24 protein-coding genes are annotated in these 25,462 nt (G+C 58.0%); 13 read left to right on the forward strand and 11 right to left on the reverse strand.

What is annotated here, in order from left to right:
- Positions 1–28 precede the first annotated feature (28 nt).
- The gene (sppA, locus tag EQV24_RS00210) at positions 29–1,885 is read right to left on the reverse strand and encodes a signal peptide peptidase SppA (RefSeq protein ID WP_020690337.1); all 1,857 of its coding nucleotides are present in this window, start codon (positions 1,883–1,885) and stop codon (positions 29–31) included.
- A 167-nt stretch (positions 1,886–2,052) separates the two neighbouring features.
- Here sppA and EQV24_RS00215 point away from each other — a divergent pair, with 167 nt between their 5' ends.
- The 3 genes from EQV24_RS00215 (at position 2,053) to EQV24_RS00225 (ending at position 5,676) form a co-directional block, all read left to right on the forward strand.
- Complete coding sequence (locus EQV24_RS00215; RefSeq protein WP_130625996.1) at positions 2,053–2,604, forward strand: NAD(P)H nitroreductase; 552 nt, start codon at positions 2,053–2,055, stop codon at positions 2,602–2,604.
- A 116-nt stretch (positions 2,605–2,720) separates the two neighbouring features.
- Positions 2,721–3,764: a selenide, water dikinase SelD gene (gene selD / locus EQV24_RS00220; RefSeq protein WP_130625997.1), complete on the forward strand. Its 1,044-nt coding sequence runs from the start codon at positions 2,721–2,723 to the stop codon at positions 3,762–3,764.
- A gap of 4 nt (positions 3,765–3,768) precedes the next feature.
- Positions 3,769–5,676: a DNA topoisomerase III gene (locus EQV24_RS00225; RefSeq protein WP_130625998.1), complete on the forward strand. Its 1,908-nt coding sequence runs from the start codon at positions 3,769–3,771 to the stop codon at positions 5,674–5,676.
- A gap of 57 nt (positions 5,677–5,733) precedes the next feature.
- Here the strand turns inward: EQV24_RS00225 and gdhA are convergent, their stop codons facing one another.
- On the reverse strand, positions 5,734–7,077 hold the full coding sequence (gene gdhA, locus EQV24_RS00230) for an NADP-specific glutamate dehydrogenase (RefSeq protein ID WP_020688396.1): 1,344 nt from the start codon (positions 7,075–7,077) through the stop codon (positions 5,734–5,736).
- Between the two features lie 228 nt (positions 7,078–7,305).
- Between gdhA and EQV24_RS00235 the strand changes: the two genes are divergently transcribed.
- On the forward strand, positions 7,306–7,578 hold the full coding sequence (locus EQV24_RS00235) for a YnjH family protein (protein WP_013097042.1): 273 nt from the start codon (positions 7,306–7,308) through the stop codon (positions 7,576–7,578).
- Here the strand turns inward: EQV24_RS00235 and EQV24_RS00240 are convergent.
- Positions 7,538–7,954 (reverse strand): pyrimidine (deoxy)nucleoside triphosphate diphosphatase, encoded by a 417-nt coding sequence (locus EQV24_RS00240; protein WP_130625999.1) that lies wholly within the window; start codon positions 7,952–7,954, stop codon positions 7,538–7,540. The genes EQV24_RS00235 and EQV24_RS00240 overlap by 41 nt on opposite strands.
- Before the next feature lie 75 nt (positions 7,955–8,029).
- Here EQV24_RS00240 and EQV24_RS00245 point away from each other — a divergent pair, with 75 nt between their 5' ends.
- Both EQV24_RS00245 and EQV24_RS00250 read left to right on the forward strand, forming a co-directional pair.
- Positions 8,030–8,599, forward strand: coding sequence for a carboxymuconolactone decarboxylase family protein (locus EQV24_RS00245; RefSeq protein ID WP_130626000.1), 570 nt, complete (start codon positions 8,030–8,032; stop codon positions 8,597–8,599).
- Positions 8,592–9,209 (forward strand): CDP-alcohol phosphatidyltransferase family protein, encoded by a 618-nt coding sequence (locus tag EQV24_RS00250; RefSeq protein ID WP_130626001.1) that lies wholly within the window; start codon positions 8,592–8,594, stop codon positions 9,207–9,209. The genes EQV24_RS00245 and EQV24_RS00250 overlap by 8 nt, the downstream gene beginning before the upstream one ends.
- Here EQV24_RS00250 and EQV24_RS00255 read toward each other — a convergent pair.
- From EQV24_RS00255 to xthA, 6 genes are all read right to left on the reverse strand, one after another.
- Complete coding sequence (locus tag EQV24_RS00255) at positions 9,206–10,513, reverse strand: sulfurtransferase (protein WP_130626002.1); 1,308 nt, start codon at positions 10,511–10,513, stop codon at positions 9,206–9,208. The genes EQV24_RS00250 and EQV24_RS00255 overlap by 4 nt on opposite strands.
- A gap of 73 nt (positions 10,514–10,586) precedes the next feature.
- On the reverse strand, positions 10,587–11,207 hold the full coding sequence (locus tag EQV24_RS00260) for an ATP-binding cassette domain-containing protein (RefSeq protein WP_013097037.1): 621 nt from the start codon (positions 11,205–11,207) through the stop codon (positions 10,587–10,589).
- Positions 11,207–12,736, reverse strand: a complete 1,530-nt coding sequence (locus EQV24_RS00265; protein WP_129327971.1) for a thiamine ABC transporter permease — start codon at positions 12,734–12,736, stop codon at positions 11,207–11,209. Before EQV24_RS00265 ends, EQV24_RS00260 begins: the two co-directional genes overlap by 1 nt.
- Positions 12,709–13,878, reverse strand: a complete 1,170-nt coding sequence (locus tag EQV24_RS00270) for an ABC transporter substrate-binding protein (RefSeq protein ID WP_130626003.1) — start codon at positions 13,876–13,878, stop codon at positions 12,709–12,711. The genes EQV24_RS00265 and EQV24_RS00270 overlap by 28 nt, the downstream gene beginning before the upstream one ends.
- A 6-nt stretch (positions 13,879–13,884) precedes the next feature.
- Positions 13,885–14,568, reverse strand: coding sequence for a TVP38/TMEM64 family protein (locus EQV24_RS00275; protein WP_038979894.1), 684 nt, complete (start codon positions 14,566–14,568; stop codon positions 13,885–13,887).
- 6 nt (positions 14,569–14,574) lie between these two features.
- Positions 14,575–15,381, reverse strand: a complete 807-nt coding sequence (xthA, locus tag EQV24_RS00280) for an exodeoxyribonuclease III (RefSeq protein ID WP_013097033.1) — start codon at positions 15,379–15,381, stop codon at positions 14,575–14,577.
- A gap of 433 nt (positions 15,382–15,814) precedes the next feature.
- Here xthA and EQV24_RS00285 point away from each other — a divergent pair, with 433 nt between their 5' ends.
- From EQV24_RS00285 to ves, 7 genes are all read left to right on the forward strand, one after another.
- Positions 15,815–17,035 carry an aspartate aminotransferase family protein gene (locus tag EQV24_RS00285; RefSeq protein ID WP_029882003.1) on the forward strand — a complete coding sequence of 407 codons (1,221 nt, stop codon included), beginning with the start codon at positions 15,815–15,817 and terminating at the stop codon, positions 17,033–17,035.
- Positions 17,032–18,066, forward strand: a complete 1,035-nt coding sequence (astA, locus tag EQV24_RS00290) for an arginine N-succinyltransferase (protein WP_014831525.1) — start codon at positions 17,032–17,034, stop codon at positions 18,064–18,066. Before EQV24_RS00285 ends, astA begins: the two co-directional genes overlap by 4 nt.
- On the forward strand, positions 18,063–19,550 hold the full coding sequence (gene astD, locus EQV24_RS00295) for a succinylglutamate-semialdehyde dehydrogenase (RefSeq protein WP_013097030.1): 1,488 nt from the start codon (positions 18,063–18,065) through the stop codon (positions 19,548–19,550). The genes astA and astD overlap by 4 nt, the downstream gene beginning before the upstream one ends.
- Complete coding sequence (astB, locus tag EQV24_RS00300; protein WP_058681920.1) at positions 19,537–20,862, forward strand: N-succinylarginine dihydrolase; 1,326 nt, start codon at positions 19,537–19,539, stop codon at positions 20,860–20,862. The genes astD and astB overlap by 14 nt, the downstream gene beginning before the upstream one ends.
- A gap of 10 nt (positions 20,863–20,872) precedes the next feature.
- Complete coding sequence (gene astE / locus EQV24_RS00305; RefSeq protein WP_029882005.1) at positions 20,873–21,838, forward strand: succinylglutamate desuccinylase; 966 nt, start codon at positions 20,873–20,875, stop codon at positions 21,836–21,838.
- 337 nt (positions 21,839–22,175) lie between these two features.
- A complete protein-coding gene (spy, locus tag EQV24_RS00310) occupies positions 22,176–22,667 on the forward strand; it encodes an ATP-independent periplasmic protein-refolding chaperone Spy (RefSeq protein ID WP_130626004.1) in 492 nt (163 codons plus the stop codon).
- Positions 22,668–22,955: 288 nt separating this feature from the next.
- Complete coding sequence (gene ves, locus EQV24_RS00315) at positions 22,956–23,513, forward strand: environmental stress-induced protein Ves (protein ID WP_013097026.1); 558 nt, start codon at positions 22,956–22,958, stop codon at positions 23,511–23,513.
- Here ves and cho read toward each other — a convergent pair.
- Positions 23,491–24,369, reverse strand: coding sequence for an excinuclease Cho (gene cho, locus EQV24_RS00320; RefSeq protein ID WP_013097025.1), 879 nt, complete (start codon positions 24,367–24,369; stop codon positions 23,491–23,493). The two genes, ves and cho, sit on opposite strands and share 23 nt — an antisense overlap.
- A gap of 149 nt (positions 24,370–24,518) precedes the next feature.
- A complete protein-coding gene (nadE, locus tag EQV24_RS00325) occupies positions 24,519–25,346 on the reverse strand; it encodes an ammonia-dependent NAD(+) synthetase (protein ID WP_013097024.1) in 828 nt (275 codons plus the stop codon).
- Positions 25,347–25,462: the final 116 nt, after the last annotated feature.

Genomic DNA, 25,462 nt, shown 5'->3' on the forward strand with positions numbered 1-25,462 from the left:
CCCTCTTCACCGGAAGAGGGGACGGGGTTTAACGTACGTTTGCGCAGGTCAGGCAAAACGCGTAACGACTTTGTGGATCATTAAACGCCGCGAGCTTATCGCTTTCCGCTTTCATCGCTTTAGCGGCCGTGGCGACAGGCGCTGGCAGATAAGCCTGCAGCGCTTCCGGCAACATGGCGCGCACGGAGACGGACATGCTGTCCATCACCATATCGAAGAACGACGGCTCATCCTGATAGTATTCAACATGCCACTGTTTGAGCTTCGCCAGTTCGGCGGCTTTCTTCACCGCGTCATCAAAGTCACCCAGGCTGTCGACCAGGCCGTTGCTCTTCGCATCCTGTCCTGTCCAGACGTGGCCCTGCGCAATTTCGTCGATCTGCTGCGGCGTCTTTTTACGCGAGTCAGCGACCAGCGTGATAAAGCGCTTGTAGCCATTCTCAATGCTGAGCTGCATCATCTCGGACACTTCAGGTGGCAGGGATTTGGTTACCGACACATCCGCCAGCGGTGAAGTGGCCACACCATCCGTATGTACACCCAGGTAATCCAGGCTGTTCTCTACCGTGTTGATCACCCCGAAGATGCCAATTGATCCGGTCAGGGTGCTTGGGTTAGCGACGATGTAGTTAGCCGGGGTTGAGATCCAGTAACCGCCGGAAGCCGCCATGCCGCCCATGGAAACCACCACCGGTTTACCTGCTGCACGCGCTGCGGCAAGCTCGGCGCGGATCACTTCAGAGGCGCTGACGCTGCCCCCCGGGCTGTTCACACGCAGCACAATCGCTTTCACTTTCGGGTCAAGACGAGCGTCACGGATCTGCGACGCGGTGGTATCACCCCCGACGTTCCCCGGTGTCTCCTGACCATCCATGATTGCGCCATTGGCGAAGACAACCGCAACGCTGTCACCGCTCTCATCCGGTTTTTTCGCCGCGTAATCGTACATGCTGATCGCGCTGTAATTTTTATCCTCTTTGCTCCAGCCGAACTGTTTGCTCAGGGACTTTTCGATCTCCGCGCTGGTTCCCAGGGCATCAACCAGCTTGTTATCAAGCGCATATTTCGCGGTATCGCCGTCAACCTTGCGCAAGCCGTCCAGCACGCCCTGAGCACCAGGGAAGACCTGTGCAGGGGTAATCTGGCGGTTACTGGCAACCGTGGTCAGATAGTTCTGCCACAGCTCACCAATCCAGCGGCTGTCCGCTTCACGGGCGGCAGGAGACATGTCATCACGGATAAATGGCTCAACGGCAGATTTATACGTACCGACGCGGAACACGTGGGTGGTGACCTTCAGCTTGTCGAGCAGAGATTTGTAGTAAAGCCCGTTCGTGGCAAAGCCGTGCAGGTCGACCGTACCCTGAGGCGAAAGCCAGATTTTATTGGCAAAGCTCGCCAGATAATATTGCCCCTGGCTGTAGCTGTCGCCTATTGCGATCACCGGTTTACCGCTGTCACGGAATTCACGCAGGGCTTTGCCGATGTACTGCATGGAAGGCTGGTCGGCCCCGGCAAAATCTTTCAGATCCAGCACGATACCCGTAATGTTGCGGTCATCTTTTGCCTGACGAATGGTATCGACAATATCGAACAGGGAGTTTTCCTGCAGGCGGTCCGAGGTAGCGCCGAACAGCTGACGACCAATCACTCCCAGACGATTGCTGGTGGAAGGCTTATCGACAATCACGCCGGTGATGTCGAGCAGCAGCGCGCCGCGCGTCGAATGCTGTGACTGGTTTGCGTTACTGATGTGCATCCAGATGCCCGCGCAAACCAGCACCAGGAGGATGAACACGAGGTTCATCACCAGGTTGCGGACGAAATTGAGCAGTCGCCACGTCCATTTAAAGAAACCGGCAAAGATTCGCCAAAGGGTTCGCATGTATTCTCCCTAACCAGAAAATGACTGTTTCCGTCGCCACTGGACGGTAATGTTGGGTTATCGTAATGACCCAACCGCCACTTGTCAGCAGGAATCGCCTGCCAGGCTGTAACAAAATCTGCCGTCGTGTTAATTTTGTGAGTAAATTTCAAGAAAGGAGTTAACCAATGGACGCACTTGAACTGCTTGTTAACCGCCGTAGCGCGTCACGTCTGGCGGAACCTGCGCCAGCGGGTGAGCAGCTGGAGAACATTCTGCGTGCCGGTATGCGTGCGCCGGATCACGGCACACTTCAGCCGTGGCACTTCTTTATTATTGAAGGTGAAGGCCGCGAGCGCTTCAGCCAGCTACTGGAGCAGGGGGCGGTTGCCGCCGGTCAGGATGAGAAAGGGATCGATAAAGCCCGTAACGCGCCGTTCCGTGCGCCGATGATCATCGCCGTTGTGGCGAAGTGTCAGGCGGAGCATAAAGTGCCTGTCTGGGAGCAGGAGATGTCGGCGGGATGCGCGGTGATGGCGATGCAGATGGCCGCTGTTGCACAAGGCTTCAACGGTATCTGGCGTACCGGGCCACTGACTAAAAGCCCGGCGGTGCGCGACGGACTCAACTGCGGCGAGCATGACAAAATCGTCGGTTTCCTCTATCTCGGCACCCCTCAGCTTAAAGCCTCCAGCACCATTAGCGTGCCGGACACTACGCCTTTCGTCAGCCGTTTCTGATAACGCGCGCTAAACTGTCTGGATTCTGAGCATCTGCCGCAGAATTCAGACAGTCATACTTACCTCTTTAAGGAATGAGCGCTACCATAGCGCGATTGCATTGACAGGAGATGTCCATGAGCGAGCAAACCATTCGTTTAACGCAATACAGCCACGGAGCCGGTTGCGGTTGTAAAATTTCCCCCAAAGTGCTGGAAACCATCCTGCACAGTGAACAGGCGAAGTTTGTCGACCCGAACCTGCTTGTTGGCAACGAAACGCGTGACGATGCAGCGGTTTATGACTTGGGTAACGGCACCAGCATTATCAGTACCACTGACTTCTTTATGCCGATTGTCGATAACCCGTTCGATTTCGGGCGCATCGCAGCGACCAACGCCATCAGCGATATCTTCGCGATGGGCGGTAAACCGATTATGGCGATTGCGATTCTGGGCTGGCCGATCAACACCCTGGCGCCAGAAATAGCCCGCCAGGTGATTGAGGGCGGACGCTTTGCCTGCCAGCAGGCGGGGATTGCCCTGGCCGGTGGTCACTCTATTGATGCGCCGGAGCCGATCTTCGGTCTGGCGGTCACGGGCGTGGTGCCTACCGAGCGCGTCAAACGCAACAGCACCGCGCAGGCGGGTTGCAAGCTGTTCCTCACCAAGCCGCTGGGCATTGGCGTGCTGACCACCGCCGAGAAAAAATCCCTGCTGAAACCCGAGCATAAAGGTCTGGCAACGGAAGTGATGTGCCAGATGAACCTGGCCGGTACCGCTTTCGCCAATATCGACGGCGTGAAGGCGATGACCGACGTCACCGGTTTTGGCCTGTTGGGGCATCTCTCTGAGGTGTGTCAGGGCGCGGGTGTGCAGGCGCAGGTCTGGTATCAGGACGTGCCGAAGCTGCCAGGCGTGGAAGCGTACATTGCTCAGGGCGCCGTGCCGGGCGGTACTCAGCGTAACTTTGCCAGCTATGGTCATCTGATGGGCGAAATGCCTGAAGAGTGGCGTAACCTGCTGTGCGATCCGCAAACCTCGGGTGGTCTGCTGCTGGCAGTCACGCCGGAGTCAGAAGCCGAGGTGCAGGCAACGGCCGCCGAGTTTGGTATTACCCTGACGGCGATCGGCGAACTGGTGACCGCGCGCGGTGGCCGACCGATGATTGAGATCCGTTAATTCGATGCGGTTGTTTATTGCCGAAAAGCCGAGTCTGGCTCGTGCCATCGCCGATGTGCTGCCGAAGCCGCATCGCAAAGGCGACGGCTTTATTGAATGCGGTAACGGGCAGGTGGTCACCTGGTGCATTGGTCACCTGCTTGAGCAGGCACAGCCAGACGTCTACGACAGCCGCTATGCCCGCTGGAACCTCAACGATCTGCCTATCGTGCCGGAAAAATGGCGCCTGCAACCGCGCCCCTCCGTCACCAAACAGCTCAACGTCATTAAGCGCTTTCTGCATGAAGCGTCTGAAGTTGTCCACGCCGGTGACCCGGACAGGGAAGGACAACTGCTGGTGGATGAAGTGCTGGACTATCTGGAGCTGGCGCCGGAAAAACGCCAGCAGGTGCAGCGCTGCCTGATTAACGACCTCAACCCGCAGGCGGTGGAGCGGGCGATTTCGCGCCTGCGCGCCAACAGCGAGTTTATCCCGCTGTGCGTGTCCGCGCTGGCCCGTGCGCGCGCAGACTGGCTGTACGGGATCAACATGACCCGCGCCTACACGATCCTTGGGCGGAATGCCGGCTATCAGGGGGTACTCTCCGTAGGCCGCGTGCAAACGCCGGTGCTGGGGCTGGTGGTGCGCCGTGATGAAGAAATTGAAAACTTCGTTGCCAAAGATTTCTTCGAAGTGAAAGCGCACATCGTCACCCCGAAAGAGGAGCGTTTTACCGCCGTCTGGCAGCCGAGCGATGCCTGCGAATCGTATCAGGATGAAGAGGGCCGTCTGCTGCATCGTCCGCTGGCGGAGCACGTGGTCAACCGGATCACCGGTCAACCTGCCATCGTCACCAGCTATAACGATAAACGGGAATCCGAACCCGCACCGCTGCCGTTTTCACTTTCTGCCCTGCAGATTGAGGCCGCGAAGCGATTTGGCCTGAGCGCGCAGAACGTGCTGGATATCTGCCAGAAGCTCTACGAAACTCACAAGCTCATCACCTATCCGCGTTCAGACAGCCGCTACCTGCCTGAAGAGCACTTTGCCGGACGCCACGCGGTGATGAACGCCATCGGCGTGCATGCGCCGGATCTGCTGCCGCAGCCGGTCGTCAACCCGGATACCCATAACCGCTGCTGGGACGATAAAAAAGTCGATGCACACCATGCGATCATCCCGACGGCGCGGGCCAGCAACGTCAACCTGACGGAGAACGAAGCGAAGGTCTATAACCTGATCGCGCGTCAGTATCTGATGCAGTTCTGCCCTGACGCGGTGTTCCGCAAGTGCGTCATTGAGCTGGAGATCGCCAAAGGCAAATTTATTGCCAAAGCGCGTTTTCTGGCGGAAGCGGGCTGGCGTACGCTGCTTGGCAACAAAGAGCGTGACGAAGAGAACGACGGCACTCCGCTGCCGGTAGTGGCTAAAGACGACGAGCTGCTGTGTGAGAAAGGGGAAGTGGTAGAGCGCCAGACGCAGCCACCACGCCATTTCACCGATGCGACGCTGCTCTCCGCCATGACCGGGATTGCCCGTTTTGTGCAGGACAAAGAGCTGAAAAAGATCCTGCGCGCCACTGACGGGCTGGGAACCGAAGCGACCCGCGCGGGGATCATCGAGCTGCTGTTCAAACGCGGCTTCCTGGAGAAAAAAGGGCGCTATATTCACTCCACCGAGCCGGGCAGGGCATTAATCCACTCCCTGCCGGAGCTGGCCGCCCGGCCGGATATGACGGCGCACTGGGAATCGGTGCTGACGCAAATCAGCGAGAAACAGTGCCGTTATCAGGACTTTATGCAGCCGCTGGTGGGGACGCTGTACCAGCTGATCGATCAGGCGCGCAGCACGCCGGTGAAGCGGTTCAGAGGAATGGTGGCACCGGGTGGTGGTGCGAAGAAGCCGTTTAAAAAGAAAAAGAGCGCGGTCTGATACCCTCGTTTTTCTCCCTCTCCCTGTGGGAGAGGGCACCCGGCCGCACAATAAACTTTAAATCACACCCTGCCCAATCATCGCGTCCGCCACCTTCACGAACCCGGCGATATTCGCACCACGCACGTAGTTGGTTTGCGAGGCCTCACCGCCGTACTCTACGCAGGCGTGGTGAATATCCAGCATGATGTGGTGCAGACGGGCATCCACTTTCTCTGCTTTCCAGCCCAGACGCGCGGCGTTTTGCGCCATCTCCAGACCGGACGTTGCCACGCCGCCGGCGTTGGCGGCTTTGCCCGGTGCAAACAGTACGCCTGCTTCCAGGAACAGATCGGTCGCCTCGATGGTGGTTGGCATATTCGCCCCTTCGGCTACCGCTTTTACGCCATTGCTGATTAAGGTGCGGGCGGCTTCAACGTCCAGTTCGTTCTGGGTTGCACACGGCAGGGCGATATCCACCGGCACGCCCCACGGTTGTTTACCCTCAAGATAGGTCAGACCAAACTCGCGGGCATAATCGGCCACGCGGCCATCGCGGCTGGCTTTAATTTCACACAGACGCGCCAGTTTCTCAGCCGTGAAGCCGGCTTCATCCACGACGGTACCGCTGGAATCAGACGCGGTGACCACGCGGGCACCAAACTGCATTGCTTTTTCGATAGCATATTGCGCCACGTTGCCGGAGCCGGAGACCGCCACGCGCATGCCTTCAAAGCCTAAGCCGTGGCGTTTCAGCATCGCTTCGGTGAAATAGACCAGACCGTAGCCGGTCGCTTCCGGGCGGATCAGGCTGCCGCCGAAGGAGAGTCCTTTGCCGGTAAAGACGCAGGCGCTGTTGTTTGAGAGCTTTTTCATCATTCCGGCCATAAAGCCCACTTCACGCCCGCCCACGCCGATATCACCGGCAGGGACGTCGGTGTCCGGGCCAAGGTGGCGATAAAGCTCGGTGATCAGCGCCTGGCAGAAACGCATCACTTCGCCTTCGCTTTTGCCTTTCGGGTCAAAATCACTGCCGCCTTTACCGCCGCCCATCGGCAGGGTAGTGAGCGCGTTTTTAAAGGTCTGCTCAAAACCAAGGAATTTCAAAATCGACAGGTTCACTGAAGGGTGGAAGCGCATCCCGCCCTTAAACGGCCCGATGGCCGAATTAAACTGCACGCGCCACGCGCGGTTGACCTGCACCTGATTGCGGTCGTCCACCCACGCCACGCGGAACTGGATCACGCGCTCAGGTTCGACGAGGCGCTCAAGCAAAGACATCTGACGATAACGTGGGTTTTGTTCCAGGAAGGGCCACAGGGTGGTCATTACTTCACGTACGGCCTGCGCAAACTCGCTCTGATGCGGGTCGCGCTGCTGAACATGGGTGAGAAAACTTTCCAGAGTGCGTGTCTGATCCATAGATATAAGAACCTCTTATGATAATTTCCGTATGTGTCTTATACGATTTGTGTTGTTTTTTTGACTATACCACCCGTACCGCTTTGCGAAGCAAGCAGAAATTTATGTCGAAAGGGAAATTAATGACCAGTGCGGCGTCATAACCAAAAGCGATGACGAGATAAATTAAAGGTTCCGCGATGATTAACCGTTATAGTCATTATCAGGACACAACAGGAAGAGAAGTCTATGAACCGTTACGTGATGACCGCGTTATGTTTGATGCTGAGCGCTGGCGCGCAGGCTGACCGCATTCGTCCGGATGTGGAAGTGAACGTACCGCCGGAGGTCTTTAGCTCCAGCGGCCAGAGAGCGCAGCCCTGTAACCAGTGCTGCATCTATCAGGATCAGAACTACTCAGAAGGGGCGGTGGTGAAAGCGGACGGCATCCTGCTGCAGTGCCAGCGCGATGAACGCACCATCAGTACGAACCCACTGGTCTGGCGTCGCGTAAAAGAATAAAGGCTTCCAGCAGCGGAATATCCGCCGGGGCTAAGGGGTAGTCAAACGCCTCTTCAGGCGTACACCACACCAGGGCGCTGTGGTAGTGCGCCGTTAGTTCACCGCTGAAGTGGGGCACGTGCCAGGCGTGTAAATGGATTATCCGCTGTGACACTTCCCGCTGGTGGCTTGCCACGTAGTACGACGGTCGCGCGTGGATCCCCAACTCCTCGTGCAGCTCGCGGATCAGCGCTTCGGGCTGCGTTTCTCCGGCTTCCACCTTTCCACCGGCAAACTCCCACAGCCCCGGCTGATCGGCATGCATGGGGCGCTGCGCCAGTAAAATTTTATTGTCTTTTTCGATGATTGCCGCAACGACATCGAGTGTTTTCAGCATGGTCGTCAATACTTGATAGCGAAAAACACCATATTATCGTGCCCTTTCCAGGAGTCCAGTCATCAGGAGAATTACGTGAAAGAGACATCCCCCTGGGTTGCCCCGGTTGAATCCCTTCCCGCCAGCCTCAAACCCATTGCCGCCCTGCAGAAAAAACACTTTGGCGCAGTGCTTAACCCCACGTGCTGGTGGGGACGTATGCCGCGCCTGTTCTGGCTGGTGGCGCTGTTTGTCGGGTTTCTGGAGCGACGCAACGCTCGTCTGACGCCGGTGCTGCGCTCGCTGCTGATGACGCGGGTATCCCAGCTCTGTCACTGTGCATTTTGCATTGATGCCAACAGCCTGCGTCTTGCCGAACGCGCGGGCGCGCTGGATAAAGTGCAGGCCGTGAGTCAGTGGCGTGACGCCGCGCTTTTCAATGAGCAGGAGCGCGCGGCGCTGGCCTACGCGGAGGCCGTCACCGCCACGCCGCCGCAGGTGGATGAGGCGCTCAAAAGCGAGCTCAAACGCCTTTTTACCGATGAGACGATTAGCGAAATGACGGCGCTGATTGCGTTTCAAAACCTTTCGGCCCGTTTTAATGCCGCCCTTGATATCCCGGCGCAGGGACTGTGCGACACGTTTAAAGGAAAGCCGCATGCTTGATCGACATATTCATCCCCGGGTAAAGCCCACCCTTAACCGGCTGGCCTCCTGGCTGGATAAACCCGGCATCACGCCCGATGGTTTAACGTTGACCGGATTTGCCGCAGGCGTGCTGACGCTACCGTTTCTGGCGCTTGGCTGGTATCCGGCGGCCCTGGTCGCCATTGTGGTTAATCGCCTGCTGGATGGCCTGGACGGCGCACTGGCACGCCGCAGAGGGCTGACGGATGCGGGCGGGTTTCTGGATATCGCGCTCGATTTTCTGTTCTACGCGCTGGTGCCGTTTGGTTTTGCCCTCGCGGCTCCCGCTGAGAATGCGCTGGCCGCGGCCTGGCTACTGTTCGCCTTTATCGGAACCGGCAGCAGCTTTCTGGCCTTTGCCGCTCTGGCGGCGAAACACAATATCGATAACCCCGGCTATGCGCACAAGTCGTTTTACTATATCGGCGGATTAACGGAAGGGACGGAGACCATCGTGCTGTTTGTGTTGTGCTGCCTGTTTCCGGCGCACTTCACGCTTCTCGCGTGGGTATTTGGCGCGTTGTGCTGGCTGACCACCACAACGCGCATCTGGAGCGGGTATCTGACGCTGCGTTCACTCACGCCCTAGCGCGAACTTTCGGGTCCGCGCTCGCCAGACGACACCGGGTTTTGCGGGTGGCTGCTCCATTCGTACCAGCCACCGTCATAGACGGAGATGTTTTTCCAGCCCATCGCCCGGGCATACATAAAGCCCTCTGAAGCTCGCCAGCCGGTACCGCAATAAAAGGCCACGTGCTGTTCCGGCAGGATGTTCCAGCTTTTCCACATGGCGGCGATGTCATCGGCGCTGCGCATGGTGCCGTCCGGGTTATGGAAATCTTCCATATGGGTGGCATCGCTTCCGGCATGACCCCAGCGGGCACCGGCAATTTCACCTTTGGGTTTGATGTAACTGTAGCCGCTGGTTTCGCCAGTAAACTCCGGCCACGAGCGAATGCTGACCAGCGAAGCATCCTGGCGATGCAGCATCCCGCGCGCCTGCGCCATATCGATCATCAGCTGTGGCTGACCGGGGATCGGCGCGCCGAAATCGGGAGCGGGTTTGACATCAGCAGGCATCCCTCTTTCCACCGGCAGGTTGGCCTCTGACCACGCTTTCCAGCCACCATCAAGAATACGCACGTCCTTCACGCCCGCGTAGAGCATAATTTGCGCCACGCGGGCGGCGGCATAGACATCGCGACCATACAGAATGACGGTGGTATCGTGACGGATCCCGTGTTTTGCCAGCATCGCTTTCAGTTTGTCGTCAGAAACCTTATTCCACAGCGGCTCGCTTTCCACTTCGTTGGTATCAATATAATCCGCGCCGGGAATGTGGTTCAGCAGATAGAACTTCGGCGCACCCCAGGCGGCTTCAATCACTTTCCAGTCACCGGCCGGGGCGGCTGCCACCGGTTTGCCCTGCGAAAGCTGATAAATCCACTGCGGGTAAACGAGCTGTTCAAAGTGCGGCAGGCGCTGCAGACGCTCAGGGGACTGCAGGGCATCGCTGAGAACGGAAACCCGGGGATAACCGGCTTTCTTCAGGCGGGCGCTCACCGCCTGGTTGTCAGCGTCACTGCCGTAGAGGGCGATAGTCGTTGTGGGGGTAAGCTGATGCTGTTTTGCCCAGCGGCCAATCTGGTCGTCGCTCATCGCGCTCAGCCAGGTGGCAGAGAGGTTAAGCGCAGCGGGCTCGTGCCCGGAGGGGGCGCTCAGCGTTTGCGGCCAGCCGTTATAAAACGCACTGGCACGGGTATCGATCGCCGCGCCGTGCTGTTCCTGAAGCTGAGCCAGTGTGAGCGAATGGGGCATATCAGCGGCCATGCAAGAGAGTGAGGCGAGGCCGCAAAGCAGGGCCAGCGCGGTCAGTTGAGAAACACGTTTCATCGAATAACCTGACGTCATTAAAAGAGGGGGGCATTGTCGTCTCTCCTGAAAGGTAAAACATTGCGTTAGCACATTATTGCCAGCGAGAAATCTCAATCACTTCGCCACCCGGCGGAATATCTTCATCGTCATGCGTGACCAGCACCACCGGGATATTGCGTGCGCGCAGGGCATCAAACACCCATGTCCGAAAGGACGACCGCAGTGATTTATCAAGGCGGCTAAACGGTTCGTCCAGCAACAACGCCTGCGGCTCGGCAAGCAGAGCCCTTAGCAGGCTCACCCTGGCACGCTCCCCGCCGGACAGCGTGGCCGGATCGCTGGCATAGTGGCGATTTAGCCCGGCTGAATCCAGGGCCTGTTGCACCTTTTCCCGGCGTGCGCGTCCGGTTATTCGCGCCGGTAACGCCAGCAGCAGATTTTGCCCGACGCTGTACTGGTCAAACAGCAGTGCGTCCTGAAAGAGAATACCGATCCCGCGTTGCTCGACAGGCAGCCCGTCACAGCGGCGATCGTCAAGCCACAGCTCGCCCTGCGCCTGAAAGTCGTCAGACAGTGCCCCAACCATCCATGAGAACAGGGTCGATTTCCCGCTGCCGGACGGCCCCATCAGGGTGACGATTTCACCGCGAGGGACATAAAAGTTAACCTCACGGAACAGCGGCGCAATGGTGAGATTGTTGACCTTCAGCATTAACGTAATCCTCGTCGATAATGGCCTGCGAGCCGGGATAACAGTGCGGCAACGCCGAAGACGGCCCCTGTCACCAACAGAAGCCACAGCGCCCGGTTAGCCAGAATCGGGATGCTGCCGCCACTGCTGAGCACTACGGTTTCGGTGGTAAGGGTACTGAAACGCCCCGCGCCGAGCCAGAGTGTTGGCATGTATTGCGCCATGCTGACCGAAAATCCGGTTGCAAACGCCAGCAGCGCGGGGCGCAACAGCAGGGGACATTTGATCAGGCAGAAGACTTTTGTCCGCCGCCAGCCAAGCGTTCTGGCCGTGAGGAGAAGCCGCGGATCGATGCGCCGCCAGGCGGGTTGCAGTATCAGCAGCATCCACGGCAACACCCACAGCAGATGGCTCCAGAGCACGGCGGCGTACTGCCCGTCGATACCCAGCCATAACGCCACCCTGTATTGCCCGGAAACCAGCGGCAGCGCAGGAAGGGCGAGAGGGAGCCAGACCCACAGCGCACCACGCCGCGGCCCCCATTCCAGCCAGAGCAGTATCATGATCAGGGCGATCAGGCTGGCGAGCAGGCCGAACGATAAGCTGGCACGCACGGCGCTAACATCATCCCACTGGGCCAGCATCAGCAGCACTCCGGCGCAAAGTATGCCGCATGCGGGGAGGATTCCGCTGAGCATACGGGCGGGCGGCGCGAGGGGGAACGTGCGTCGCACCCCTGTCAGCGCAGGCAGCGTGCGACGCCACGCCTTCCAGATACCGAACCCCAGCGCCGAAAGCACGGCCAGCAGCGCGAGCATCAGCAGGCAGAGCAGCATTCCTTTCGTTTGCTGCTGCACGTCGCCCAAGGTCAGCCACTGCCAGGCCAGTACCGCCAGGGTAGGCGGATTCCCCGGCCCCAGGATAATGGCGACATCCACAACAGAGAGGGACCAGGCGAGAACCGCCAGCATTGTTGCACCCAGCGCCGGCGCGATCTCCGGGATCACCAGCCAGCACAGTCGCTGGAACCGCCCGTATCCCAGGGTTTGCAACACGACATTCTGGCGACCCAGCCGGGTTTCAGGTAACACCGCGTATATCGCCCACAGCACGAAGGCGCTCTCCTTGACGGCGAGAGTCAGCCCCAGCCCAATCCCGTAGCGATCCAACATTGGGGAGCAGCGTGTACAGAGCTGATAAAACAGACCGCCTTCGGCAAAAGTCAGCAATACGCTGGTGGCGAAAGCAACGTGGGGAACGGCCAGCAGCCACGGCAAACGGGTGCACAGACGACGCCAGCGCTCACCGGGCCAGAGCGTGGTGACGAAAATCAGGGCGATAAACAGGGCGCCGAGAGTGGCAATCAGCGTGGATACCAGGGTGGCGGCGAGCGCCTGCGGGATCTGCGGGTCGTCAAACAGGCGTTGCCAGTTTCCTGCCGACAGCGCCGGCGTCAACAGCATGGCGGCGGCGGGAACAAGCGGCAGATACACTGCCGCCATCGCCAGCCAGATGAGTGTGCTCAGCGGGTGCCGTAACGACGCAGCCATTCCTGCTCCAGCGCGTTAACCCAGGCTGCGTGTGGCTCCGCAAGCATCCGCGGAAGCCCTTGTGGCATGTGGGCCTGAAGCTGTTTTGCTTCATCTGCGGGCAGCGTGTTCGCCTGCAGTACGCTCGGATCGCCCCAGATAGCCGGGTCGGCTTTGCGGATCTGCGCCTGAGGTGAGAGCAAGAAATTGGCAACCACCTTCGCCCCCGCACTGGCGCTGGCGTTCGCCGGGATGGCAACAAAATGAACGTTACCGATCATCCCGTTGTGAAAACCAAAGCTGTAGCTATCGGCAGGCAGTTCACCGCTGGCCACTTTTTGCAGCGCATGTGCCGGGTTAAAGGTCAGCGACAGGCTCAGACTGCCGCGGGCGAGCAGGGTATCCATCCGCGCAGGTGAAGGCGGGAAATCTTTTCCTTCTCGCCACAGCAGCGGGTGGAGTTTGTCGAGGTAGTCCCAGAGCGGCGCGGTAACCAGTGCAAAGGTGTCATCGGGCGCGCGTTTCAGCGCATCGGGCCTGGAGGTGAGCGTGAGAAGCAACTGTTCCAGAAACGCGGTGCCGGTAAAATCAGGCGGACGAGGATAGCTGATTTTACCCGGATGCTGCATGGCCCAGGCCAGTAATCCCTGCGGGTCTGATGGCGGAGTGGGCATGCTCGCTTTGCGGGCGATAAAGGTAAGCTGCGCGCCACCCCACGGAGATTCTGCACCCTCGGTTGGCAGGGCGAAATCTTCCGTGACCGGTTTGCCCGTGTCGACATAGCGCCAGTTAGGCAGCGTCTGTGCCCATCCGGTTTGCAGCAGGTTAGCCTCTTTCAGCGTGCGGAAATTCTCACCGTTAACCCACAAAAGATCCACCGAGCCATGGGTCTTACGCCCGGCGGCAGCTTCTGTCTGGATCCGTTTTACCGCATCCGCCGCATCGGCCAGGTGGACAATGTTGAGGTTGATCGCGTAGTGCGTTTTCATCTCACCGCTGACCCAGTCGAGGTAGCGGTTAACCGCCTGATCGCCTCCCCAGGCGTTAAACCAGACGGTCTGGCCTTTGGCCTGTTGTTGGATAACGTGCCAGCTGTCGGCGGCACACAGAGGAGTGGTCAGCAGCAGACCGGTCAGAAACGCGCAAAAACGCACACGGCGCATAATGCCTCACTTTTTAAACGAAGAGGGGAGTCGGGAAAACAGCCATCGGCTCATCAGCGGTAATAACCCCAGTAGTGTAAAGGCTAACAGCATGCCCGGCGACAGAATATCGCGCAGCGAGGTGATTTTTCCCAGCTCGCGGCCGGCGTTGAGGAAGATAACCGTTGCGGGCAGCATGGCGAGCTGGCTGACCCACCAGTACCGACGCACCCCAATGCGGGTCAGCCCCATCAGCAGATTGACCAGAAAAAACGGGAACAACGGCATCATGCGCAGGGCGAATAGATACCCTGCGCCGTCACGCGCCATCCCGGCGTTCACCGTTTTCATCTGTTGGGCAAACCGTCGCTGAACCCAGTCGCGCAGCAGATAACGGCTGGCGAGCATCGCGAGCGTGGCGCCGAGCGTGGAGGCAAACGACACCAGCAGCGTCCCCTTCCACAGCGTAAACAGCGCGCCGCCCAGCAGAGTCAGTATCGCGGCACCGGGGATAGAGAGGGCGGAAACCACCACATAGAGCGCAAAAAAGATCAGCGCACTTTGCTGCGGGGCGTGTTCGACGCAGGCGAGCAAGGTCTGCTGATGCGTTTTGATGGTTTCAAGAGAGAGCGTGCCCGGAGGAAGAGTGAGCCACGTCAGCATAAAGGCGCCCAGCAGGGCGCACAGTACGACAATTTTTCGAATGTTCACACGGGGTTACAGCTTGAATTTCGCCCACACCGGCGCGTGGTCCGACGGTTTTTCCATGCTGCGGATATCGTAGTCGATCCCGGTTTCAATGCAGCGTTCCGCCAGCGGGGAGCTTGCCAGCAGCAGGTCTATGCGCAGCCCGCGGTTGTCATCAAAGCCTTTTGAGCGGTAATCGAACCATGAGAAGCGATCCTGGGTGTCCGGGTTAGCCGTGCGGAAGGTATCCACCAGACCCCAGCTCAGCAGGCGATCCATCCACTCGCGCTCTTCCGGCAGGAATGAACATTTGCCGGTGCGCAACCAGCGTTTGCGGTTCTCTTCACCAATGCCGATATCCAGATCGGTCGGGCTAATATTCATGTCGCCCATGATCAGCACCGGATTCTCTTTTTTCAGTTCGGTGGTCAGGTAATCCTGCAGATCCTGATAAAACTTCGCTTTCGCCGGGAATTTGGTCTCATGGTCACGGCTCTCCCCCTGCGGGAAATAGCCGTTGATCACGGTGATATTGCCGAGCGCTGAAGGAATTTCCGCCATGATGATACGGCGCTGCGCTTCTTCGCCATCACCCGGGAAGCCGCGGCGGACGGAAACCGGCGTCTCTTTGGTCAGCAGGGCAACGCCGTAATGCCCTTTCTGTCCGTGATAAAAGACGTTGTAACCCAGTTTCACCACCTCTTCGAGGGGGAACATATCGTCGTGAACTTTTGTCTCCTGCAGGCCGATCACATCAGGCTGATGTTGTTCAACAATCGCTTCAAGCTGGTGAGGGCGGGCACGCAGGCCGTTGATATTAAAAGAGACAAATTTCATAGTCGCTGCCAGTGCAAGGTGAATAGTGCATGGATGGTAGCAGAATTTGCGTCGTCTGTTACGGGGATTGACCAATAACTGCGACAGATAATGCCAACGGTGCAATATTTGCACCATTCTGACGCGCTTCGCCCTTAAAAGGGGCGTAAATGGCCAATAAATTTCGCGAGCGATCACAATTCCAGAATTATATTTGGCCTCTGCATACTCTTTCTGATTTTCATGCGGCAAAGCGCCGCTTGTCGTAAAAATATTCACTTTTTATGCACTAAAAGTGAATAACTCCATATTGTAACTTATTGATATTCTGTTACCCCCACCCGTTTATGCATTTTTATCGCTGGCTGGCACGAAGGCTGCAATCTACATTCACAGTGCAAACACTCAATTATTTAACATTCAAATAACCTTTTATTTACCGGATGAGGTCGCTATGTCTCTGTCAATTACGCGTGAAAATTTCGATGAATGGATGATGCCGGTTTACGCTCCGGCGGCTTTTATTCCGGTTCGTGGGGAAGGCTCGCGCCTGTGGGATCAGCAGGGTAAAGAGTATATTGACTTTGCGGGCGGGATTGCGGTTAACGCGCTGGGCCATGCACACCCGGCGCTACGCCAGGCGTTAAACGACCAGGCGGCGAAGTTCTGGCATACCGGGAACGGCTATACCAACGAACCGGCGCTGCGTCTGGCGAAAAAACTGATCGACGCGACGTTTGCGGAGAAAGTCTTTTTCTGCAACTCGGGCGCGGAGGCGAACGAAGCGGCGCTGAAGCTGGCACGCAAATATGCGCACGATAAATTCGGTGTGCACAAGAGCGGGATTGTGGCCTTTAAGAACGCGTTCCATGGCCGCACGCTCTTTACCGTCAGCGCAGGGGGGCAGCCGTCCTACTCGCAGGACTTTGCGCCGCTGCCGCCGGATATCCGCCACGGGGTGTATAACGATCTGCAGTCAGCCCGCGAGCTGATCGACGACACCACCTGCGCGGTGATCGTTGAGCCAATGCAGGGAGAAGGCGGTGTGCTGCCCGCACAAAAAGCGTTCCTGCAGGGGTTGCGCGAACTGTGCGATCGTCATAACGCGGTACTGATTTTCGATGAAGTGCAGACCGGCGTTGGCCGTACCGGTGAGCTGTATGCGTATATGCACTACGGCGTAACGCCGGACGTTCTCTCAACGGCGAAAGCGCTGGGCGGCGGCTTCCCGATTGGCGCGATGCTGACCACCGATAAATTCGCCAGCGTAATGGTCGTGGGCACGCATGGCACCACTTATGGCGGTAACCCGCTGGCAACGGCCGTGGCCGGACAGGTTCTGGATATCATCAATACCCCGGAAGTGTTGAAGGGGGTTAAACAGCGTCACGACTGGTTTGTGGAGCGTCTGAACGCCATTAACAGCAAGACCGGTCTGTTTAAAGAGATTCGCGGCCTGGGGCTGTTAATTGGCTGCGAACTGACGCCGGAGTTTGCCGGAAAAGCTAAACTTATTTCACAGGAAGCGGCGAAACAGGGCGTGATGGTGCTGATTGCCGGTGCCAACGTGGTGCGTTTTGCCCCTGCGCTGATTGTCAGCGAGGAAGAGGTGAGCACCGGTTTAGACCGTTTTGCGCTGGCCTGTGAACGTGTGAAATCCGGGGTGTCATCATGATGGTCATCCGTCCCGTTGAGCGCGGCGATCTCGCCGGGCTCATGCAGCTTGCCGGTAAGACGGGGGGCGGGCTGACCTCGCTTCCTGCCGATGAAAAAACGCTGTCGGCGCGCATTGAGCGCGCCCTGCAAACCTGGCAGGGGACGTTGCCAAAAAGCGAACAGGGCTATGTGTTCGTGCTGGAAGATACCGACACGGGGACCGTAGCCGGGATCTGCGCCATCGAAGTGGCCGTTGGTCTTAATGACCCGTGGTACAACTACCGCGTGGGCACCATGGTTCATGCCTCAAAAGAGCTGAACGTCTATAACGCGCTGCCGACGCTGTTTCTCTGTAATGACCACACCGGTGCCAGCGAGCTTTGCACGCTGTTCCTTGATCCGGCGTGGCGTAAAGAGGGCAACGGGTATCTGCTCTCCAAATCGCGCTTTATGTTTATGGCCGCTTTCCGCGATCGTTTTAACGAAAAGGTGGTGGCCGAAATGCGCGGTGTGATCGACGATAAAGGCTATTCGCCGTTCTGGGAGAGCCTGGGCGAGCGTTTCTTCTCGATGGAGTTCAGCCGGGCAGACTATCTGTGCGGCACCGGGCAGAAAGCGTTTATCGCTGAGCTGATGCCGAAACACCCTATCTATACCCATTTCTTAACCCCGGAAGCGCAGGCGGTGATTGGCGAAGTCCATCCGCAAACGGCGCCTGCCCGCGCGGTGCTGGAAAAAGAAGGCTTCCGCTACCGTAACTATGTCGACATCTTTGACGGTGGGCCGACGCTGGAGTGCGACATCGACCGCGTGCGCGCGATCCGTAAAAGCCGACTGGTTGACGTCTCTGAAGGTCAGCCCGCGCCGGGTGACTGGCCGGCGTGCCTGGTGGCGAACGAAAATTACACCAACTTCCGCGCCATGCTGGTGCGTACCAACCCGAAATGTGAACGTCTGGTGCTGACGGCTGCAGAACTGGATGCCCTGAAATGTAATGCCGGCGATACGGTTCGCCTGGTGCGACTCTGCCCTGAGGAGAAAACAGCATGACTTTATGGATCAACGGAGACTGGGTAACGGGCGAAGGCGAACAGCGAGTGAAGACCAATCCGGTCGGCAACGAGGTGCTCTGGAAAGGTAATGATGCCAGCGCCGGGCAGGTTGAACAGGCCTGCCACGCCGCGCGCCGCGCGTTTCCGGCGTGGGCGAAACAGCCGTTCACTGTGCGCCAGGGGATTGTCGAAAAGTTTGCGTCTCTGCTGGAAGCGAACAAAACCGAGTTGACCCGCACGATCGCCCTGGAGACCAGCAAGCCACGCTGGGAAGCGGCGACTGAAGTGACGGCGATGATCAACAAAATCGCCATCTCGGTAAAGGCGTACCATACCCGCACCGGCGAGCAGCATACCGAAATGGCTGACGGCGCGGCCACGCTGCGCCATCGCCCCCATGGCGTACTGGCGGTGTTTGGCCCCTACAACTTCCCGGGGCATCTGCCAAACGGGCATATTGTGCCCGCACTGCTGGCGGGAAATAGCGTCATTTTCAAACCGAGTGAATTAACGCCGCTGACTGGTGAGGTGGTGGTGAAGCTCTGGGAGCAGGCGGGTTTGCCGCCGGGCGTGCTGAACCTGGTGCAGGGCGGGCGTGAAACCGGCCAGGCGCTGAGCGCGTTAAGTGATATTGATGGCCTGCTGTTTACCGGCAGCGCCGGGACGGGCTATCAGCTGCATCGCCAGCTGGCCGGGCAGCCGGAAAAAATTCTGGCGCTGGAGATGGGCGGAAACAACCCGCTCATTGTGGAAGATCCTGATGATATTGACGCGGCAGTCCACCTGACCATCCAGTCGGCCTTTATTACTGCTGGCCAGCGCTGCACCTGTGCGCGTCGTCTGCTGGTGAAGCGCGGGGCGCAGGGCGATGCGTTCCTCAGGCGTCTGGTTGAGGTGAGCGCGCGTCTGGTGCCTGCGACGTGGGATGCCGACCCGCAGCCGTTTATCGGCGGGCTCATCTCCGAACAGGCGGCGCTGAACGTTCTGAAAGCCTGGCAGGACCATGTCTCACGCGGCGCGAAAACCTTGCTGGAGCCGAAGCAGGTTCAGCCGGGCACGTCGCTGCTGACGCCAGGCATTGTTGAGATGAGCGGCGCGAGCAACGTGCCGGATGAAGAGGTCTTTGGACCACTGCTGTGCGTCTGGCGCTATGACGATTTTGACAGTGCCATTGCGATGGCCAACAACACCCGCTACGGCCTGTCGAGCGGTCTGATTTCACCGCAGCGCGAGAAGTTTGATCAGCTGCTGCTCGAAGCGCGCGCCGGGATTGTTAACTGGAACAAACCGCTGACCGGTGCCGCGAGTACCGCCCCGTTTGGCGGCGTAGGAGCTTCCGGGAACCATCGCGCCAGCGCGTGGTATGCCGCAGATTACTGCGCGTGGCCGATGGCGAGCCTGGAAACCCCCGCGCTGACGCTGCCGGAAACGCTGAGTCCGGGTCTGGATTTTAGTCAGGGAGATCGCCATGAAAGCGCGTGAAGTCAATTTTGACGGCCTGGTGGGACTGACGCACCACTATGCCGGGCTCTCCTTTGGTAATGAAGCCTCGACGAAACACCGTTTTCAGGTCTCCAACCCGAAACTGGCGGCAAAGCAGGGGCTGCTGAAAATGAAGGCGTTATCGGACGCGGGTTTTCCGCAGGCGGTGATCCCGCCGCAGGAGCGTCCAAACGTGGCGGTGTTACGTCAGCTTGGTTTTAGCGGCACTGATGAACAGGTGGTGGAGAAAGCGGGAACGCAGACGCCACACCTGCTCTCGGCGGCGAGTTCCGCCTCCTCAATGTGGGTGGCCAACGCGGCGACCGTCGCACCTTCTGCCGATACGCTGGATGGCAAGGTTCATTTGACGGTGGCGAACCTGAACAACAAATTCCACCGCGCCACCGAAGCGGAGACCACGGAGCGCGTGCTGCGCGCCATTTTCCATAATGACGCCCATTTTGCTGTCCATCCGGCTCTGCCGCAGGTGGCGATGTTTGGTGATGAAGGTGCTGCCAACCATAACCGTCTGGGCGGCGATTACGGCGAACCGGGGTTACAGCTGTTTATTTACGGGCGGGAAGAGGGTGGCCACTCTGCGCCAACCCGCTACCCGGCCCGACAGACGCTGGCGGCAAGCCAGGCCGTGGCGCGTCTGAATCAGGTCAATCCGTCGCAGGTGATTTTTGCCCAGCAGAACCCGCATGTGATCGACCAGGGCGTGTTCCATAACGACGTGATCGCCGTCTCTAACCGCCAGGTTCTGTTCTGCCACGAGCAGGCGTTCGCCCATCAGGAGAAACTCCTCGCCACGCTGCATGAACGCGTGCCCGGGTTTACGCCGATTCAGGTGCCGACGCAGGCGGTGAGCGTGCAGGATGCGGTTGAGACCTACCTCTTTAACAGCCAGCTGTTGAGCCGGGACGATGGCAGCATGATGCTGGTGCTGCCGCAGGAGTCCAGCGATCACCCGGGCGTGTGGCGTTATCTGACTGAACTGGTGAAAGCCGATAACCCGATTGCGGAACTGCGCGTCTTTGATCTGCGCGAGAGCATGGCAAACGGGGGTGGTCCGGCCTGTTTACGCCTGCGCGTGGTGCTGACGCCTGCCGAAATGCAGGCCGTTAACCCGGCAGTGATGATGAATGAGACGCTGTTTAACACCCTGAACGACTGGGTGGACCGCTACTATCGCGACCGGTTAACGCAGGCCGATCTGGTTGACCCGCAGCTGCTGCGCGAAGGCCGCGAGGCGCTGGACGCGTTAACCTCAATCCTGCAGCTGGGTTCGGTTTACCCGTTCCAGCGCTAAAGGAGGCGCTATGGAAAATTTACTGGCGCTGACGCTGTCCGACGAAACGCCCTCACAACGTGAGGGGGAGGGCCCCTCATTCCACTGGCGGTGGCTGGGGCGCGGCGTGCTTGAACTGACACCGACCGCCAGGAGTGAACTGTCGCTTCTGCTCTCAACCGGCATTCACGGCAATGAAACGGCGCCCGTCGAGATTGTCGACCTGCTGCTGCGCGCGTTGTATCGCGGGGAGATCGCGCTGCACTGCCGTCTGCTGGTGGTTCTGGGAAACCCGCCTGCGCTGGCGCAAAATAAACGCTATCTGGTGAGCGACATCAACCGCATGTTCGGTGGCCGCTGGTCGCAATTCCCACAAAGTGATGAAACGGCACGGGCGCAGTGGCTTGAGCAGATCGTCACCTCCTTTTTCACCGACGCGGGGCCATCGCGCTGGCATCTCGATCTGCATACGGCGATCCGCGCCTCGTATCACGTGCGTTTTGGCGTGCTGCCGCAGCGTAATCAGCCCTGGGAGGAAGATTTTCTGAGTTGGCTGGGGGATGCGGGGCTGGAAGCGCTGGTCTTCCATCAGTCGCCGGGGGGGACCTTCACGCACTTTACCTGCGAACGCTTCGGCGCGCTGGCCTGCACGCTGGAGCTGGGAAAAGCGCTGCCGTTTGGGCAAAACGATCTTACGCGCTTTGCCCCGACGCATCTTGCGCTGCGGGCGCTGCTGGGGGGGAAGGAGCCGGAGCACACCAGCCAGCCCGTCGAGCGTTATCGGGTTGTGCAGCAGATCACCCGCCGTAGCGAGGCTTTCCAGCTACATATGGCGGCCCACACGCTCAATTTTACGCCGTTTCGCAAGGGGGCATTACTGGCGGAGGACGGCGACGAGCGCTATGAGGTGCAGAAAACAACCGAATATGTGCTGTTCCCCAACCCGTCTGTGGCCTTTGGTCTGCGGGCCGGGCTGATGCTGGAAAAAGTGTCCTGATCGTGTCCCCTCCTGTCTGCGGGAGGGGAATATTAAAACTATATTCTTAGCGATTAAGGCGATCGTATTTTCTTTGCAGAATATTCCTGGATAATTGCTTTATTATTAAACGGCAGTTGGTTATACTTCTGCACAATCTCTTAATAATCAGCTTATTGCATATTTTTGTTGCAACTCTCCACGCTTTATCCTTATTTCCTCCATATTTGGCGAAAATTTGTTTTTTACACTTTCATTGTTTTACCGTTGCTCTGACTAATTGACGATAAACCCCGTAAAGTTAATCTCGTCAACACGGCATAGCGCCGAAGAATAACTGAAAGTAAGGAAATAAATTATGCGTAAGTTTACTGCACTGTTTGTTGCTTCTACCCTGGCTCTGGGCGCTACCAGCATGGCGTTCGCCGCAGATACCGCAACCACCACTGCCGCGCCTGCTGAAGGCAAAATGATGATGCATCACAAAGGCAAGCCGGGTATGCACGAGATGATGATGTTCAAAGATCTGAACCTGACGGATGCGCAGAAACAGCAGTTCCGCGACATCATGAAAAGCCAGCGTGACCAGATGAAACGTCCTCCGCTGGAAGAGCGCCGCGCGATGCATGACATTATCGCCAGCGACAGCTTCGATAAGGCAAAAGCCGAAGCGCAGATCGACAAAATGGCTGAGCAGCATAAAGCCCGCATGCTGGCTCATATGGAAACCCAGAACAAGATCTACAACATTCTGACGCCGGAACAGAAAAAACAATTTAATGCCAATTTTGAGAAGCGTCTGACAGAACGTCCGGCAATGGAAGGTAAAATGCCAGCACCAACCGAATAAACGGTTCACTCTCTTAAGACCGCCGGGATCCTGTCTACAAAAGCGCAAATGCTGTGGACAGGACCGGCGGTTTTTTCTTTCTTACCCTCTTGTCTGCCGCAACAGGCGCGGTATTCTCCTGTCATCGCTTCAGAGAATTCATGACGTTAGATTTTTTATCAGCGTCCCGCTAAGGCTTGCCCGCTCTGCTGCCGATACTACGTCTGTAACTATTCAATCATAACAAACAAGACAGCAACGATAGCGATATCCTTGCCCTGGCGCTCGTTGCGCCATTCAGGAGTGGTGATGGAGTTCTTTGATATCCGTAAAATGCCGGTCAGTCTCTGGCGCAATGGTGCTGGTGAGACGCGCGAAATTTGTTGTTTTCCTCCCGCGACGCGCGATTTTTTCTGGCGTGCCAGCATTGCGACCATCGCCAGCAATGGCGAATTCTCCTCCTTTCCCGGTGTTGACCGGGTTATCACCCTGCTGGAAGGGGGGGAAGTGACGCTGGATGCCGGTCAGGCGTTTTGCCATACCCTGAAGCACCATCAGCCCTTTTGTTTTTCCGGCGACCAGCCGGTAAAAGCGCTGTTAAGCGACGGGCAGATGTCGATGGACTTCAACATCATGACCCGGCGGGATTGCTGCCAGGCGAAAGTGCGGGTGGCAGACCGCACCTTCACTACCTTTGGCTCACGCGGGGGTGTAGTCTTCGTCTTAAGCGGTGCGTGGCAGCTGGGGGATAAATTGCTGACAGCCGATCAGGGCGCGAGCTGGGAGGAGGGAACCCACACCCTGCGTTTGCTGGAATCGCACGGCAGGTTATTATTCAGCGAAATCAACTGGCTGCCTGGTCATTAAGCACAATAACGTCAAACTCGCCGGTCAGCACGGGCTTACAGAGAATTTTGTAGCCATCATGGTCGAAGCCGGCGGGTGTGCGTAACAGGGTGGCGGCCTCCTGCAGATTATCGACCGCCCCCAGCCAGAACCAGTTATGAACAATGTGGTACTGCGTCATCGTCTCTCCCACCTCTTTTAGCGCAACGGCCCCTTCCCATGGCCAGCACTTCACGCTGATGGCCGCCAGCCCGCCAAGAAGCCGGGCGTGATGATCCTCGACGCTCTCTTTGCCGCAGCAGGCCCCCGCACAGCGTTTGAGCGCAGAGCGGAAACAGGCGCGTCCACGGGTGGTGGCCTCCAGCCCCAGCAGGCTATAGCAAAGCTGCTGCTCGTCCGCCAGCGTTTGCAGCGCCTGTAGCGCAGCACGTTTGTTGGCGAACAGGCCGTACAGATTCGGTGCGTGCGAAAAATCGACGTCGCGCGCATAGACAACCTGCGGTTTGCCCGCGGTTATCTGCAGCGAGCAGAGCTGACGATTGCGGCGCAGACGCTTATTAAACAAGGGCTGTTGCTCTTTGATCAGCCGGGCTTCCAGTAAGAGCGCTCCCATTTCCCCTGCCGTCGGATACCAGCTGATGCGTCGCGACTGGCGGAGCATGGCGGCTTCGTCCGGCGTGCGCAGATGGGACAGCACCCGGCTGCGAATATTGACGCTTTTGCCGATATAGAGCGGCAGGGTGTCGCTTTCGCCATGAAAGATGTACACGCCCGGCTGTTTAGGTAATTCCTCAAGCCAGGGGCGGAGATGTTCGGGATATTCATAGATAGCCGCCGCTTCAAACTCCAGACGCGGGGCAGATTGACGCCTGCTCACATACGACTCCATATACTGTTCAGGTATACAGTGTAGCAGGTGTGGGGTGGTTAAAAAAGAGCCGGGTCGCCTGATGCTCTCACCCCAACCCTCTCCCTCGGGAGAGGGCGCAAACACTAAAAACGGTAACCTGGGTTACCGTTTTGCTTTTATTTCTTCCAGAAATCGTCAAACACGGTAATGGGTGGGCGGCGTTTGTGCTCGGTTTTCAGATACCAGCCTTCGATAATCTTCGCGATACTCTCGTCCAGTTTCTTGCCTTCCAGATAATCATCGATGTTGTCATAGGTCACACCGAGCGCCGCTTCATCCGGCAGGGAAGGGCGATCGTCTTCCAGATCCGCCGTTGGCGCTTTCTTGTATAAATGCTCCGGGCAGCCCAGCGCAGCCAGCAGTTGTTTACCCTGACGCTTGTTCAAACGGAAGATAGGGTTAATGTCGGTGCCCCCGTCGCCATATTTGGTGAAGAAACCGGTGATGGCTTCTGCCGCGTGATCGGTCCCGACAACCACGCCTTTGGTCATGCCCGCAATGCTGTACTGCGCTTTCATACGTTCGCGCGCTTTTTCATTGCCGCGCACAAAATCGCTCAGCTCAATGCCCGCTTCACGCAGCGCCTGTTCACTCGCCAGCACCGATCCTTTGATATTGACCGTCAATACGCGGTCTGGCTGGATAAAGGCGATGGCATCCTGACAATCCTGTTCGTCTGCCTGCACGCCATACGGAAGACGCACGGCGATAAACTGCAGCGCTTCATCTCCCGTCTCTTCGCGCAGCTCTGAAATGGCCATCTGGCAGAGTTTGCCGGTCAGCGTCGAGTCCTGCCCGCCGCTGATGCCCAGTACCAGCGTTTTCAGAAACGAGTTCGTTTTTAAATAGGATTTTAAAAAATCAACGCTTCGGCGGATCTCTTCATTTGCATCTACCGCAGGCTTCGCGCCCAGCGCCTGAATAATCTCGTGTTGCAGAGCCATCACGCCCTCCATATGCAGACCATAAACAGAATGTGTTAACTGTTAAAACTAACCCTTCAGGCGTAAAACGACAAGGATCACAGTTTCGAGTGCGCTATTTTGCGGCGTTTTAGCAG

This window comes from Enterobacter sp. A8 (genome assembly GCF_004296595.1).
GTDB classification, from domain to species: Bacteria; Pseudomonadota; Gammaproteobacteria; order Enterobacterales; family Enterobacteriaceae; genus Enterobacter; species Enterobacter cloacae.

Excerpts from the sequence above, each read along its gene's own strand:
- sppA (WP_020690337.1), bottom strand. The coding sequence starts at position 1,885 with ATGCGAACCCTTTGGCGAATCTTTGCCGGTTTCTTTAAATGGACGTGG.
- EQV24_RS00215 (WP_130625996.1), top strand. The coding sequence starts at position 2,053 with ATGGACGCACTTGAACTGCTTGTTAACCGCCGTAGCGCGTCACGTCTG.
- selD (WP_130625997.1), top strand. The coding sequence starts at position 2,721 with ATGAGCGAGCAAACCATTCGTTTAACGCAATACAGCCACGGAGCCGGT.
- EQV24_RS00225 (WP_130625998.1), top strand. The coding sequence starts at position 3,769 with ATGCGGTTGTTTATTGCCGAAAAGCCGAGTCTGGCTCGTGCCATCGCC.
- gdhA (WP_020688396.1), bottom strand. The coding sequence starts at position 7,077 with ATGGATCAGACACGCACTCTGGAAAGTTTTCTCACCCATGTTCAGCAG.
- EQV24_RS00235 (WP_013097042.1), top strand. The coding sequence starts at position 7,306 with ATGAACCGTTACGTGATGACCGCGTTATGTTTGATGCTGAGCGCTGGC.
- EQV24_RS00240 (WP_130625999.1), bottom strand. The coding sequence starts at position 7,954 with ATGCTGAAAACACTCGATGTCGTTGCGGCAATCATCGAAAAAGACAAT.
- EQV24_RS00250 (WP_130626001.1), top strand. The coding sequence starts at position 8,592 with ATGCTTGATCGACATATTCATCCCCGGGTAAAGCCCACCCTTAACCGG.
- EQV24_RS00255 (WP_130626002.1), bottom strand. The coding sequence starts at position 10,513 with ATGAAACGTGTTTCTCAACTGACCGCGCTGGCCCTGCTTTGCGGCCTC.
- EQV24_RS00260 (WP_013097037.1), bottom strand. The coding sequence starts at position 11,207 with ATGCTGAAGGTCAACAATCTCACCATTGCGCCGCTGTTCCGTGAGGTT.
- EQV24_RS00265 (WP_129327971.1), bottom strand. The coding sequence starts at position 12,736 with ATGGCTGCGTCGTTACGGCACCCGCTGAGCACACTCATCTGGCTGGCG.
- EQV24_RS00270 (WP_130626003.1), bottom strand. The coding sequence starts at position 13,878 with ATGCGCCGTGTGCGTTTTTGCGCGTTTCTGACCGGTCTGCTGCTGACC.
- xthA (WP_013097033.1), bottom strand. The coding sequence starts at position 15,381 with ATGAAATTTGTCTCTTTTAATATCAACGGCCTGCGTGCCCGCCCTCAC.
- EQV24_RS00285 (WP_029882003.1), top strand. The coding sequence starts at position 15,815 with ATGTCTCTGTCAATTACGCGTGAAAATTTCGATGAATGGATGATGCCG.
- astA (WP_014831525.1), top strand. The coding sequence starts at position 17,032 with ATGATGGTCATCCGTCCCGTTGAGCGCGGCGATCTCGCCGGGCTCATG.
- astD (WP_013097030.1), top strand. The coding sequence starts at position 18,063 with ATGACTTTATGGATCAACGGAGACTGGGTAACGGGCGAAGGCGAACAG.
- astB (WP_058681920.1), top strand. The coding sequence starts at position 19,537 with ATGAAAGCGCGTGAAGTCAATTTTGACGGCCTGGTGGGACTGACGCAC.
- astE (WP_029882005.1), top strand. The coding sequence starts at position 20,873 with ATGGAAAATTTACTGGCGCTGACGCTGTCCGACGAAACGCCCTCACAA.
- spy (WP_130626004.1), top strand. The coding sequence starts at position 22,176 with ATGCGTAAGTTTACTGCACTGTTTGTTGCTTCTACCCTGGCTCTGGGC.
- ves (WP_013097026.1), top strand. The coding sequence starts at position 22,956 with ATGGAGTTCTTTGATATCCGTAAAATGCCGGTCAGTCTCTGGCGCAAT.
- nadE (WP_013097024.1), bottom strand. The coding sequence starts at position 25,346 with ATGGCTCTGCAACACGAGATTATTCAGGCGCTGGGCGCGAAGCCTGCG.